Raw genomic sequence first — 13131 nt, forward strand, 5'->3', positions numbered from 1 at the left:
GAGGATGAATTACCTATCAGTAGAAAACATAGCAAAATCGTATGGCGAAAAGGTCTTATTTGAAGACATTTCTTTTGGAATTAATAAAGACCAAAAAATAGCTTTTGTTGCTAAAAATGGTAGTGGAAAAACCTCTATTTTAAACATTATTGCAGGAAAAGATACACCAGATGAAGGACAAGTTATCAGTAGGAAAGGAATAAATATAGCTTATTTGGCACAAGATGATGATTTGAATCCAGAGCTAACAATTGAAGAAACTATTTTTTCAACAGAAAGTACTATCCTTCCTGTAATTCAACAATATGAAAAGGCTTTACAAAATCCTGATGATACTGAAGTGTATCAGAAAGCATTTGAGTTAATGGAACAGCACAATGCTTGGGATTTTGAAACACAATACAAGCAAATACTTTCTAAGCTGAAATTAGATGATTTATCACAAAAAGTAGGGAAGCTTTCTGGGGGACAAAAGAAACGATTGTCGTTAGCAATCATCCTTATCAATAAACCAGACTTATTAATTTTAGATGAGCCAACCAACCATTTAGATTTGGAAATGATTGAGTGGTTAGAAGCATTTTTCGCTAAGGAAAAAATAACCTTATTCATGGTAACACACGATCGTTATTTTTTAGAGCGTGTATGTAATGAAATTATAGAATTAGATAACGGAAAACTATACAAATACAAAGGAAATTACTCATATTACCTTCAAAATAAAGAAGAACGATTAGCTTTAGAAGCAACGAACTTAAGCAAAGCAAAAAGCTTGTTTAAAAAAGAGCTGGATTGGATGCGCCGTCAGCCTAAAGCACGTACTACCAAATCTAAATCACGTATTGATGACTTTTTCCAAATTAAAGAAAAAGCACATCAACGAAGAAAAGAGCATGAAGTTCAGTTAGAAATTAACATGGAGCGTTTAGGAAGTAAAATAGTAGAGCTTCATAAACTAAAAAAGAACTTTGGAGATAAAGTTATTTTAGATGGATTTGACTATGTTTTTAAACGAGGAGAGCGTATAGGAGTTATCGGAAAAAACGGAACAGGGAAATCCTCTTTCTTAAACATACTAACAGGCAAAATTCCTGTAGATGGAGGTAAAGTAATTGTTGGAGAAACGGTAAAATTTGGTTACTACACTCAAAAAGGAATCCAAATAAAAGAAGGACAAAAAGTAATAGAAGTTATTAAAGAGTTTGGAGAAGAAATTCCGTTAACCAAAGGAAGAAGAATTTCTGCAGCTCAGTTATTAGAACGCTTTTTATTTGATAGAAAAAAGCAATATGATTTTGTCGAAAAATTAAGTGGAGGAGAGCAGAAGCGTTTGTACTTGTGTGCTGTTTTAATTCAAAACCCTAATTTCTTAATTCTTGATGAGCCTACCAACGATTTAGATGTGGTAACCCTAAATGTATTAGAAAGCTTTTTACTGGATTATCCAGGAAATTTAATGGTAGTATCGCACGACCGTTATTTTATGGATAAAATAGTTGACGGCTTATTTGTTTTTAAAGGAGAAGGAGAAGTAGAAAATTTTCCAGGAAATTACTCTGATTATAGAGCTTACGAAAGCTCGTTACCACCAGAGCCTAAAGAAGAGAAAATAGTTGCTGAAAAACCAGAAAAAGCACCTCAAAAAGGAAAGTTAAGTTATAATGAGAAACGTGAGTTTGGTCAGTTAGAGGTTGATATTGAGAAGCTGCAAAAAAAGAAAGTAAACCTAGAAGCGCAATTTACCAATGGAGAAATAGCGATGGATGATATCAATGAAAAATCTTTAGAACTACAAGAAATTATAGAAAGCTTAGAAGAAAAAGAAGAGCGTTGGTTTGAACTTTCAATGAAATTAGAGGGTTAAATTATCTAATTTGATTTTTTAACTGTTTAATTATAGTGTTAAATTCATTATTAGGTTTATGAGATGTTTCGTATTCCCAAGAACCACCATTTTTTAAATAAATTTTTAAAATCCATGGATCTTGAGGTATGAAGATTTTAGCTCTAGTTGAAAAAATTAAATAAAATTTAGAGATCCAATTATCATGTTGGCTTTTGTATCTTATTTCTTTTATATCTAAAAAATTAAACCTTCTAAAGTTGTTAAAATCTCTAGCTTTAATTTCAAAATAATCAGTAAAAACCTTAATTTCAGGAAAGCCTTTTTCTTTGAGATAAACTTCTTTTTTCATTATACACTAATAATATCAATTTCGTCTACCAAAGGCTTGTTTAAAAATCGCAATAGTAATTGAGCTACGGCTACGGTATCTCGTTCGCAATATTCAACAATACGAGAAAGATTTTTTTCTTGGTAGTATACGTTGGCAACTTCACTGCCATCAATATCTTGCTTGGGAGAAGGAATTCCTAAAATAGCGGTAAGTAATTTTAAAGAAGTATAGTGTTTATAGTCGCCAAACTTCCATAAATCCATGGTGTCTATATGTGGAACTTCCCAAGGTTTTTTACCAAATAAATTAAGTTTATTAGGCAACTCAATTTGATTAATAATCATACGTCGTGCGATATACGGAAAATCAAATTCTTTACCATTGTGTGCACATAATAGATGGTTTGGATGGTTAAAGTGTGTATCTAACAAATTTTTAAAATCGACCAACAGTTTATGCTCATTGTCACCATAAAAAGAGGTAACTCGCAATTGACTTACACCTTTTCGTTCTACAAAATAACCTACAGAAATACAGATAATTTTCCCAAACTCAGCCCAAATACCTGCTCGATGGTAAAACTCTTCAGGAGTAAATTCATCTTTTCGTTGGTATTGTGTTTTCAAAGCATATAACTCTTGCATTTCAGGAGATAAATCGGCAAACAATTCTACTTCTGGAACCGTTTCTATATCTAAAAACAAAATGTTTTGTAAGTTGAGTTTATTCAGCATTTTTTTCTTTAATTAAAACATAAATAGTAGCATTAGATACGTATTCTTCTTTGGTATCATCATCAATATTTGATAAGCTAATACTTTGAAAAATAAGTTTTACATTCAACATTTTAAAATGCTGTTCAATGGTCATTAAATTAAGAGGTAAATTATAATTCTGTTCTTGATCTTTAAGTTTTTTAATCATTTCAGAACAATCAATTTCTCCTATCAAATCTTCTCCCGTGGAAATTTCTAAAATATTACTATTTTCAGTTAAAGTAAGTTGGTATTGATTTATAGAGTTTTTATTTTCGTGAAGGGTGATATATAAACGCTTTAAAAAATCATAGTTTTTAAGATCTAAAGTTATATTAAAATCATCTAAATTATAATAATAGGCTCTGTATGGTTTCTCAGGATTATCGGTTACTTTAATATTTAGGCTATCCATTAATTTTTTTTGTAGTTGCCAATGACTTTCAGTTTTAAATGTTGTTTTAGGGTTGTAGCCTAAGGTTGCAGTAACTTTCTCTAACTCGTCTTTTTCATTTAGATAACGAATAATAGAGCGTAGTTGATTTTTCTTTTCAAAAGTGGTTGAAAACCCCGTGTTTTTTATATCGGTATATACTTTTTCAAATTGTTGAACTTGGCTTTTAGTCGATACTGAAAAAGCACCCCAAAAACCAAAAGAAATTAACATGGTTATAATTGCTAGACTTAATGGGAATATTTTAATTCTTTGTTGTTTGCTAAAAATCATGTACAATGTCATGGCTAAAATCCAAAAAGCAAGAACAAGTACAAAATAACGGTTTTCGGTAATTCCGTATTCGTTAATGCGTCTAAAAATAGCGACAAAAAGTAGTCCGATTAAAGGTAATAACAAGTAATAAAACCAAGGATGAAACCTTCTAATAGCACGTGAGTTAATTGTTTTTTGAATAGGGTTGATAAGTGTTTGAACTATAAAACCTAAAAAAGACAAAGCAATTACTAAATACGAAACCCATCCTTTAGGTAAGTTCCAATTAATAACAATTTTTAAACTGTATGCATATAAAATGATGAGGTATAAAATAACCAACGGAATTAAAATATATTTTACTAAAACTTCTAAAGCCTTGGTGTAGTTAATAGTAAGTTGGTTGTGAATATCTTTAGGAAAATCAGAAAGGTAAATCCATGTGTTTACAATTCCTATACAAATTACAAAGACTTGTAAAAAACGGTCTCCTTTAAAATCAACGTTAAACAAATGTTTAACCGCAAGCAAAGCTAATACAATTCCCAAATAAAGAATTAGTGAAAAGAATAGACTTCTAACAATAGATATAAAAACAGCTTTTAAATAGTTAAAGTAAGCCGATTTATCCCATTTTATAAAGAAAGGAGCAATCATAACAAACAAATGACCAGCTATGAAATAAAGAAAGAAACGTATAATAGAATTTTTATCTATACGATATGCATCAATATCTATACTAAAATAGAATGCTGTTAAGAAGTTAAAGGGAATTAAAAATACCCAGTAACTTTTCTTTTTTAACTGTTCTAGAAAAAAACGTGTGGCTATCAACCAACTGATTCCTAAAGCAAAAATTAGAATAATTATTCCTGTAAAAATATCATCAAAAGTATCATTTTCGATGGTAGATAAAGTGAAAAATGTACCAATGACTGCCCAAGAAAGAGTTATAGGAAAACGGTTAAATGTATTTTTAGCTTTAGATACAATCTCACCAAGAGATGGAATGATTTTCATAGAATTTCTTTTTATAAATATACAAAAACAAAGAAAAAATGGAAAGCATTGTGCTTTATGAGGTGTTTTTTTAAGGAAAAGTTTATTAAATATTAAATGAACGTTAAGTTAAGCGTGTGTATCAAGGGTTTATTATTTTATGATTACTTTTGGGTAACATAATATAAAGAACTATGAATACTAGCGATATTAAAATTCTACTAGTTGATGATGAACCAGATATTTTAGAAATTGTAGGATACAATTTAAAATCGGAAGGATATCAGGTGTTTACTGCCAATAATGGGGCAGAAGCTGTAAAAACAGCAAAGAAAGTTACTCCACATTTAATTTTATTAGACATCATGATGCCAGAAATGGATGGTATCGAAGCTTGTGAAAAAATTAGAAATATAAAATCTTTAGAAGACGTTTTAATTTCTTTTTTAACTGCTAGAGGAGAAGATTATTCACAAGTAGCTGGTTTTGATGCAGGAGCTGATGATTACATTACAAAACCGGTTAAACCAAAAGTGTTAATTAGCAAGGTAAAATCGTTATTACGTCGTTTAAAAACAGAAGAAAAAGCAGATACAACTACCAAAATAGGAGATATTGTTATCAACAGAGATGAGTATGTTGTTTTTAAAGGAGAAGAAAAAATAGCATTACCAAGAAAAGAGTTTGAACTATTTTCTTTACTAACTTCAAAACCAGGAAAAGTATTTAAAAGAGAAGTAATTTTAGATAGTGTTTGGGGTAATGAAGTAGTTGTTGGTGGTAGAACTATTGATGTACACATTCGTAAACTACGCGAAAAAATAGGAGATAACTATTTTAAAACGGTAAAAGGAGTAGGATATAAGTTTGTGCTAGACGAAACAGACAAATAATTTTTGAACTCAAAAAATAATAAGTAGATTGCTAGCTAGCAATCTATTTTTTTATCTATGGTAAAAATAAAAAAAACATACAGATACGCCCTCTGGTCGGCATTCTACTCAACGCTATTATCTTTAATAATAGCTGTGTTATCGTACCTGTTTTTAGTTAATATTTTAGGAATTGGCGCAGTTATCGTTTTTGGTATTGCCATGTTTATTGTGTCGTTTTTTGTAATACAGTATCGAGCAGAACATTTTATTTACCAACGAGTAAGAAAGATGTATGAAGATATTTCTATTTTAGATATCAACGATTTAAAAAGAAAAAAGGTAACAACAGATGTAGAAGAACTTACCAAAAGTGTACAAGAATACGTTGAAGGAAAAAGTGAAGAAATAGCCCATTTAACTCAGCGAGATTCTTTTAGACGTGATTTCTTAGGAAACGTAGCACATGAGCTAAAAACACCATTATTTACGGTACAAGGATACATTTTAACATTGTTAGAAGGAGCTGCTGAGGATAAAGAAATCCTAGCTAAGTATTTAGACAGAGCAAACAAAGGTGTAGAACGATTAACCTCTATTGTAAAAGACTTAGATATGATTGCTAAGTTAGAAACGGAGGGGATGAAGATGAACATGAAAACATTCAACATTATTGAGTTGATTCAAAATGTGTTTGATTTGTTTGAAATGAAAGCTAAAAAGAGAAACATAACACTACGTTTTGATCGCGTGTATGATTTTCCTCACTTGGTAAAAGGAGATGTTGAACGAATTGAGCAAGTATTAATCAATTTAGTGGTAAACTCAATAAAATACGGTAGAGTAGGTGGTGTAACCACCGTAAGTGTTGAACCATATAATCAGAATAAGTTTATTATTAAAATAAACGATAATGGTGAAGGGATTAAACAAGAACACCTTTCTCGTTTGTTTGAGCGTTTTTATCGTGTAGATCAAAGTAGATCTCGTGAACAAGGAGGATCAGGATTAGGACTTTCAATCGTAAAACATATTATTGAAGCACATAACGAAACCATTCTTTTAAAGAGTAAATATGGAGAAGGTTCTGAGTTTTCGTTTACTTTAGAAAAGGCAATGAAATAAAAAAAGGAGTTGATTATCAACTCCTTTTTTTATTGTTATTATTTTAAATCGAAGCCGATATCTTTTCGATAATTCATTTTATCAAAAGTTATTTTATCGATGCTTTTATATGATTTTTCTAAGGCTTCTTCTATAGAGTCTCCAAAAGAAGTAATCGCCATTACACGTCCACCGCTCGTAACAACTTTACCATCTTTTATAGTGGTTCCAGCATGAAAAACGATAGAATCATCTACGGTATTAAAACCTGTAATTTCTTTTCCTTTTTCGTAAGCTTCTGGGTATCCACCAGAAACTAACATCACAGTCGTTGCTGTTTGTGGGGTAACTTCATACGATTTTTCTCCCAAGGTTTGTGTAGCAACACCTTCAAATAACTCTAATAAGTCTGATTGAATACGAGGTAATACCACTTCTGTTTCAGGATCTCCCATACGAACGTTGTATTCAACTACTGATGGATTTCCGTTATCGTTCATCAATCCGATAAAAATAAATCCTCTATAATCTATTCCATCTTTTTGTAAACCGTCAATTGTAGGTTTAACGACTAATTCTTCCACTTTCGTTAAAAAATCATCTGTAGCAAAAGGAACAGGAGAAATAGCGCCCATACCGCCTGTATTTAGCCCTGTGTCACCCTCTCCAATACGTTTGTAATCTTTAGCAGAAGGTAAAATTTTATAATTCTTTCCGTCCGTTAAAACAAAAACAGATAATTCAATTCCTTTTAAAAATTCTTCAATAACTACGGTTGATGAAGCACTTCCAAATTTTTGATTGGAAAGCATTTCTTCTAACTCAGCTTTTGCTTCTTCTAAATCGTTTAAGATTAACACTCCTTTTCCAGCAGCTAATCCGTCAGCTTTCAATACATACGGAGCATCTAGTGTTTCTAAAAATTTTTTTCCTTCAGCAAGGGTTTCAGTAGTAAAAGATTGGTATCGAGCTGTAGGAATGTTGTGTTTTTCCATAAACTGCTTTGAAAAATCTTTACTTCCTTCTAACAAAGCACCATCTTTTTTAGGTCCAATTACAGGAATGTTTTTTAATTCTTCATCAGCTAAGAAAAAGTCGTGAACTCCTTCAACTAAAGGTGCTTCAGGACCTACAACTACCATATTGATATCGTGTTGTAAAACAGTTTCTTTTACCTGAGTAAAGTCAGTTGGATTGATAGCTAAATTCGTAGCAATAGCATCAGTTCCTGCGTTACCAGGAGCAACATAAAGGTTGTTGATTTTAGTACTTTCTGAAAGTTTTTTAGCAAAGGCGTGTTCTCTACCGCCCGATCCTAAAATTAGAATATTCATTGTTGTGTGTTGTTGTATTGTGAGTGCAAATATAAAATAAGAAAAAAGGCTATGAGCAAAACCTGTCTTTAAAATTGCATAAAAAACAAAAAAGACCTCTTTTTAAACAAAAGAAGCCTTTTTTTATTATTTCATTGTCGCTCTGCGACTAAAATATTTGCTCTAGTATTTTTTGTGTAATAGCATAAGTTGGTGTTACTCCGCTCATTCCAAGACCTCCAGAAGCAAGTGTAGCACCAGTTTCTAACGGGTTATCAGATGCATAATACGCATAACGTACTTTTACATTTTCTGAAATATTTCCTCTAATTCTAGAGGCAGATTGAATGGCTTTTTGGTAGTGTGCACCTTCCATTTCTAATCCGATTACATTCCAAGTTGAATCGTGGAAAAATTTTAATAAATCTTTATTTTGTAGCGATGTTCCTAATACAGTAATCATAGCTCCATCAAAAACTTGAACACCAAAACCTTCTAAGTCTTCTTTTGACAATTCGTTTTTAAATGGATAATTATCAGCAGTTCCTTCAAAAATATGTGAAGAAGGAATCATAATATCTCCTTTTCCACCTTCTAAAATTCCTGCTTTTCCCATGATAGAAACCGATTGAACATCTAAATGAATTGTTTTACCTCCAGTTTTATAAGGTTTTAATAATTCATCCATTGTTTCAAAAGCCTGCTCACCAAAGGCATAATCCATTACAATAATTACAGGTTTTTCTCCAACTGAATTTACTTTGTTAAAAGAGTTGGTGTCAAAATCAATTTTATCAGTGTCAATAACTTGTACATTAATATTGGTTCCTGAAGTATCTTTGATATAAATCAACCCGTTTTCAGAAGCATAATTTTTTACAGCAGACTGTAAAGCGCTACTGTTAGAGTTACTTAACAATTCGAATAACTGAAAATCTTTATGTTTTTTAGCTTCTTTAGGTAACGCGTTTTTACCATAAATACTGTTCATTACACTGTGCATGTTTGCACTAATGATGTGGATAGGACGCTCTATTAGTCCGTTATCTAACAAGACTTTTTTGATATTATTTGCCCATAATTCACCGTAATAATGATGTCCGATTTCTTCAGTTAACACCGAACTGAATTTTATAGAACGTTTTTGATCGTATAAAGATTCGTTGATAGCTAATTTACCTAACCAGTAAATTAAGTGAAAAAATCTATTCGGATTTTCTTCAGTAGAAAATGTGTTATATGCGTCGTAAATTTCGTCGTAGGTTCTTCCTAAAATGTTACCAAGATGCACTACAATTACGTCTTTTTCTTCATCAGTAAGAGTTTTGTTATGTAGTACGATATCTTCTAAAAGTAACCATTCGCGAATGAAGCTTTCTCCGTTGTTAATTACAACACGATCTTTTATTTTATGAGATTCAATAAATAAAAATGTCAAGTGTGTTAGAATATCATAAATTTCTGAACGGCCACGCGTAATTTCGATATTCATTTGGCTTTTATCAATTCGATAGCAGTTTCTCCTTCTTTTAGGAGGCACAATCGCTTTGAATTTAGAATTTCGATATCCTTCGTCTGCTGTTAAGTAAATAAATTGGCATTCTTCAATTCCTTCAGGTAAACGTTCAATAACGTATACCAATCCGTTTAATTCGGTTTTGTCTTCAGCAATCGACCCATAAATTTCTGGGCGTAATGATAAAAGTGATTTACGTAAAGTTTCACCTGAAACTCCCATCGGTTTATAAAAACCACGACTAAATAGGTGCCGCATTGAGATGTATAAACGCTCAATAGCGCTTGTAGATTCGTGTGCTCTTGTACGTTCTTTTTGGATAGGTTTTGACATATGTTTTTAAAGTACAAATATACAAAATTATATTCTGGAAGCTATTTTTCTAAAATACTGTTGTACTTTTTGATATCGTTTAACAGCGTAACAGCATTTTTAATAGTGACATCATTTTTAAATAAATGTTTATACATTCCTTCTTTGTAGGTATAACGCTCAACTATTTCATTTTCGATTTCCTTTGAAATAAGATCTTCATTTTCGACAATTTTTGCAACTTTTATGACTTTTAATTGTTGAATGATTGTAGTATATTCTGGAGTAATAATTTTATTGTTTTCTACCGATTTGTATGCAGACTGAAATAACCTTTCTTCGTTAGAAACAAAAGCGGTGTCTTTACGAAGTAAATATTCTTTAAACTGATTAAAGTTTGTAGATGAAAAAGTATAGTTATCAGTAGATAAATTAGGGTTTTGATAAGTGAAATCGGTTACAAAATTAAAAATAGCTCTTGATTTAAGTAATTCATCAGTTTCTTCTGTTTTTTTAGAAAATTCACTAACAATATCTGGGGTTACACCTCCACCATCATATACTTTTCTTCCATTTTTAGTGGTAAATTCATTAAGCGTAGTATCTGAAAACTTAGGCACTTTTCCTGTTTTTGGATCTCTATTAGCATAATCCAATTCTTGAATACAACGTCCACTAGGAGTGTAGTATTTAGAAATAGTAATTTTCATTTGGGTTCCGTAGCTTAAATCAAAGTAACGTTGAACTAAGCCTTTTCCAAAAGAACGTTCTCCCATAATTACTGCCCGGTCATAATCTTGTAAAGCTCCTGAGACAATTTCTGAAGCTGAGGCTGAACGACCATTTATCAACACTACAATAGGAATATTGGCATCTAAAGGATCTTTGTTGGTTTTATAAGTTCTACTATTCTTTTGACTTTTACCACGAGTATCTACAACTTTTAATCCTTTAGGTATAAACAGGTTTGTAATATTAACAGCGTCATATAATGATCCACCAGGGTTGTATCGTAAATCGAACACAAGTTTTGTCATTCCTCTTTTTTTAAGATCAGCAAAAGCGTTAACAACACCTTCGGTAGCTTTTTGACTTATGAATCGTGTTAAAACAATGTATCCAGTTTCAGCATCAATCATGTCATAAAAAGGAACTGGATTTATAACAACTTTATCAAGTTCTACCAATATGTTTTTTGTTGCTCCGTTTCTGTCTACTTTTAAAGAGAGTTTTTTTCCTGGAACCCCTTTTAGCATTTGTGTAAACTGGCTTTTTTCTGTGCTAGATAACTCTACGTCGTTTACAGTAGTAATAATATCTCCTACTTTTAACCCTGCTTTATCAGCTGAAAAGCCTTTGTATACTTCAGAAATAACCATTCCCTTATTTATAGAAAAAGAAGAAATACCTAAACCTCCATATTCACCCTCACGACTAATGCGAGCATCTTCCACATCTTGTTCGTTAAAAAAGTTGGTGTAAGGGTCTAAGTTTTTAAGTGTGTTTTTTATTGCTTTATCAGTAAGATCACCAGGGTTAATTTCATCAATATAATTAATGTTTAACTCCTTAAAAAGGTTGTTATAAATTTCAATTTGTTTGGCAATCTCAAAAAAACGAGATTGAAAAGAAAAGAAAAGAGAGATGATAATGAGGGAACCTAAAATAAGAGCTGTTCTATTTTTCATCTTGAGTAACTTCTGTAATAAACTGTGTTAATAATTTCTTCATTTTATGCTCAATATCAGCATATTTCCATTCATCTCTTGCAAGATAAGAAATCATAAACACATATTGTTTATCTACAGTCTCATAAATTGTATGTTTTTCTTTTCGGTAAGTTTCGCGTAACAAGCGTTTAATTCGGTTTCTGTCTACCGCTTTTTTAAAATTCCGTTTAGGAACAGAAACACCCACTTGTGCAGGAAATTTAGAGGTATGTTCTGCTTGTATATATACCATTCGAAGCGGAAAAACTTTAATTGTTTTTCCTTCTTCGTAAAGCCTACCTATCAGCTTTTTACTCTTTAACCGTTCCTCTTTTCCTAAAGTAAATCTCATCGGTACAAACATACGGAAACCCTAGATAAAAATCATTTTTTTAATTACATTTGAAAGAATTCTAAAACTCGACTAACTATGGATTTATTTCAAGCTCCAGATTATTATAACATTGATGATTTATTAACTGAAGAACATAAGCTTGTCAGAGATGCTTCTAGAGAATGGGTAAAACGTGAAGTTTCTCCTATTATTGAAGAATACGCACAACGAGCAGAGTTTCCTAAGCAAATAATTGGAGGGTTAGCAGAAATCGGGGCATTTGGACCTTATATTCCTGAAGAGTATGGAGGAGCAGGGTTAGATCAAATTTCGTATGGTTTAATTATGCAAGAAATTGAAAGAGGAGATTCGGGAGTTCGATCTACGTCCTCTGTTCAATCTTCATTAGTAATGTACCCAATTTACAAGTATGGAAATGAAGAGCAACGAAAAAAATATTTACCAAAATTAGCATCTGGTGAATGGATGGGGTGTTTTGGTTTAACAGAACCAAACCATGGAAGTAATCCTGGTGGAATGGAAACTAAGTTCAAAGATATGGGAGACCATTATTTATTGAACGGAGCAAAAATGTGGATTTCTAACGCACCGTTTGCACAAGTTGCTGTGGTATGGGCTAAAAATGAAGAAGGACGTATTCACGGACTAATTGTAGAGCGTGGTATGGAAGGTTTTTCAACTCCAGAGACTCACAATAAATGGTCGTTAAGAGCTTCTGCTACAGGAGAATTAATTTTTGATAATGTAAAAGTTCCTAAAGAAAACTTGTTGCCAAACAAATCTGGGTTAGGAGCTCCGTTAGGGTGTTTAGATTCTGCTCGTTATGGAATTGCTTGGGGAGCTATTGGTGCTGCAATGGATTGTTACGATACAGCTTTACGTTATACGAAAGAGCGTACACAGTTTGGTAAGCCAATTGCACAATTTCAACTGCAACAAAAGAAGTTAGCAGAAATGATTACTGAAATAACAAAAGCACAATTATTAGCTTGGAGGTTAGGTGTACTTCGTAACGAAGGTAAAGCTACATCAGCACAAATATCTATGGCGAAGCGTAATAATGTAGATATGGCTATTAATATTGCCAGAGAAGCACGTCAAATGTTAGGAGGTATGGGAATTACAGGTGAATATTCAATAATGAGACATTCAATGAACTTAGAAAGTGTAATTACTTATGAAGGAACTCACGATATACACTTATTAATTACAGGATTAGATATTACAGGCTTAAATGCTTTTAAATAAAAAAAGAAGAAGAAGCACTCAAACGTTAAACCACTAACACATTATTATAGAGTGCTTCTTCA

Annotated in this window: 11 protein-coding genes; 4 read left to right on the plus strand and 7 right to left on the minus strand. The window is 31.9% G+C overall.

Going from position 1 to position 13131, the window contains the following annotated elements; all coding sequences use genetic code 11:
• Positions 1-4: 4 nt before the first annotated feature.
• On the plus strand, positions 5-1864 hold the full coding sequence (locus tag N534_RS0106145) for an ABC-F family ATP-binding cassette domain-containing protein (RefSeq protein ID WP_028891647.1): 1860 nt from the start codon (positions 5-7) through the stop codon (positions 1862-1864).
• A gap of 1 nt (position 1865) precedes the next feature.
• On the opposite strand, the gene N534_RS0106150 is transcribed toward N534_RS0106145, so the two are convergent.
• Genes N534_RS0106150 through N534_RS0106160 form a run of 3 tightly spaced genes read right to left on the minus strand, consistent with a single transcriptional unit; the run spans position 1866 to position 4661 of the window.
• Positions 1866-2195, minus strand: coding sequence for a hypothetical protein (locus N534_RS0106150; RefSeq protein WP_028891648.1), 330 nt, complete (start codon positions 2193-2195; stop codon positions 1866-1868).
• A complete protein-coding gene (locus tag N534_RS0106155) occupies positions 2195-2911 on the minus strand; it encodes a 3'-5' exonuclease (protein ID WP_028891649.1) in 717 nt (238 codons plus the stop codon). The genes N534_RS0106150 and N534_RS0106155 overlap by 1 nt, the downstream gene beginning before the upstream one ends.
• On the minus strand, positions 2901-4661 hold the full coding sequence (locus tag N534_RS0106160; RefSeq protein ID WP_028891650.1) for a DUF4153 domain-containing protein: 1761 nt from the start codon (positions 4659-4661) through the stop codon (positions 2901-2903). Before N534_RS0106160 ends, N534_RS0106155 begins: the two co-directional genes overlap by 11 nt.
• Positions 4662-4834: 173 nt before the next feature.
• On the opposite strand from N534_RS0106160, the gene N534_RS0106165 reads away from it, so the two are divergent.
• The gene (locus N534_RS0106165) at positions 4835-5533 is read left to right on the plus strand and encodes a response regulator transcription factor (RefSeq protein ID WP_028891651.1); all 699 of its coding nucleotides are present in this window, start codon (positions 4835-4837) and stop codon (positions 5531-5533) included.
• Between the two features lie 57 nt (positions 5534-5590).
• On the plus strand, positions 5591-6637 hold the full coding sequence (locus N534_RS0106170; RefSeq protein ID WP_028891652.1) for a cell wall metabolism sensor histidine kinase WalK: 1047 nt from the start codon (positions 5591-5593) through the stop codon (positions 6635-6637).
• Between the two features lie 38 nt (positions 6638-6675).
• Here N534_RS0106170 and purD read toward each other — a convergent pair whose 3' ends face one another.
• The 4 genes from purD to rnpA all read right to left on the minus strand — a co-directional run bounded on the left by purD (position 6676) and on the right by rnpA (position 11818).
• The gene (gene purD / locus N534_RS0106175; RefSeq protein WP_028891653.1) at positions 6676-7950 is read right to left on the minus strand and encodes a phosphoribosylamine--glycine ligase; all 1275 of its coding nucleotides are present in this window, start codon (positions 7948-7950) and stop codon (positions 6676-6678) included.
• A gap of 148 nt (positions 7951-8098) precedes the next feature.
• The gene (locus N534_RS0106180) at positions 8099-9778 is read right to left on the minus strand and encodes a hypothetical protein (RefSeq protein ID WP_028891654.1); all 1680 of its coding nucleotides are present in this window, start codon (positions 9776-9778) and stop codon (positions 8099-8101) included.
• Between the two features lie 41 nt (positions 9779-9819).
• Complete coding sequence (locus N534_RS0106185) at positions 9820-11445, minus strand: S41 family peptidase (RefSeq protein ID WP_028891655.1); 1626 nt, start codon at positions 11443-11445, stop codon at positions 9820-9822.
• Positions 11435-11818 carry a ribonuclease P protein component gene (gene rnpA / locus N534_RS0106190; protein WP_028891656.1) on the minus strand — a complete coding sequence of 128 codons (384 nt, stop codon included), beginning with the start codon at positions 11816-11818 and terminating at the stop codon, positions 11435-11437. The genes N534_RS0106185 and rnpA overlap by 11 nt, the downstream gene beginning before the upstream one ends.
• A 78-nt stretch (positions 11819-11896) precedes the next feature.
• On the opposite strand from rnpA, the gene N534_RS0106195 reads away from it, so the two are divergent.
• A complete protein-coding gene (locus N534_RS0106195; protein ID WP_028891657.1) occupies positions 11897-13069 on the plus strand; it encodes an acyl-CoA dehydrogenase family protein in 1173 nt (390 codons plus the stop codon).
• Positions 13070-13131 lie beyond the last annotated feature (62 nt).

Origin of the sequence: Tenacibaculum sp. 47A_GOM-205m, assembly GCF_000518405.1 — a bacterium.
GTDB classification, from domain to species: domain Bacteria; phylum Bacteroidota; class Bacteroidia; order Flavobacteriales; family Flavobacteriaceae; genus Polaribacter; species Polaribacter lutimaris.

Coding starts and splice junctions, on each gene's coding strand:
- N534_RS0106145 (WP_028891647.1), top strand. CDS start 5: ATGAATTACCTATCAGTAGAAAACATAGCAAAATCGTATGGCGAAAAG.
- N534_RS0106150 (WP_028891648.1), bottom strand. CDS start 2,195: ATGAAAAAAGAAGTTTATCTCAAAGAAAAAGGCTTTCCTGAAATTAAG.
- N534_RS0106155 (WP_028891649.1), bottom strand. CDS start 2,911: ATGCTGAATAAACTCAACTTACAAAACATTTTGTTTTTAGATATAGAA.
- N534_RS0106160 (WP_028891650.1), bottom strand. CDS start 4,661: ATGAAAATCATTCCATCTCTTGGTGAGATTGTATCTAAAGCTAAAAAT.
- N534_RS0106165 (WP_028891651.1), top strand. CDS start 4,835: ATGAATACTAGCGATATTAAAATTCTACTAGTTGATGATGAACCAGAT.
- N534_RS0106170 (WP_028891652.1), top strand. CDS start 5,591: ATGGTAAAAATAAAAAAAACATACAGATACGCCCTCTGGTCGGCATTC.
- purD (WP_028891653.1), bottom strand. CDS start 7,950: ATGAATATTCTAATTTTAGGATCGGGCGGTAGAGAACACGCCTTTGCT.
- N534_RS0106180 (WP_028891654.1), bottom strand. CDS start 9,778: ATGTCAAAACCTATCCAAAAAGAACGTACAAGAGCACACGAATCTACA.
- N534_RS0106185 (WP_028891655.1), bottom strand. CDS start 11,445: ATGAAAAATAGAACAGCTCTTATTTTAGGTTCCCTCATTATCATCTCT.
- rnpA (WP_028891656.1), bottom strand. CDS start 11,818: ATGAGATTTACTTTAGGAAAAGAGGAACGGTTAAAGAGTAAAAAGCTG.
- N534_RS0106195 (WP_028891657.1), top strand. CDS start 11,897: ATGGATTTATTTCAAGCTCCAGATTATTATAACATTGATGATTTATTA.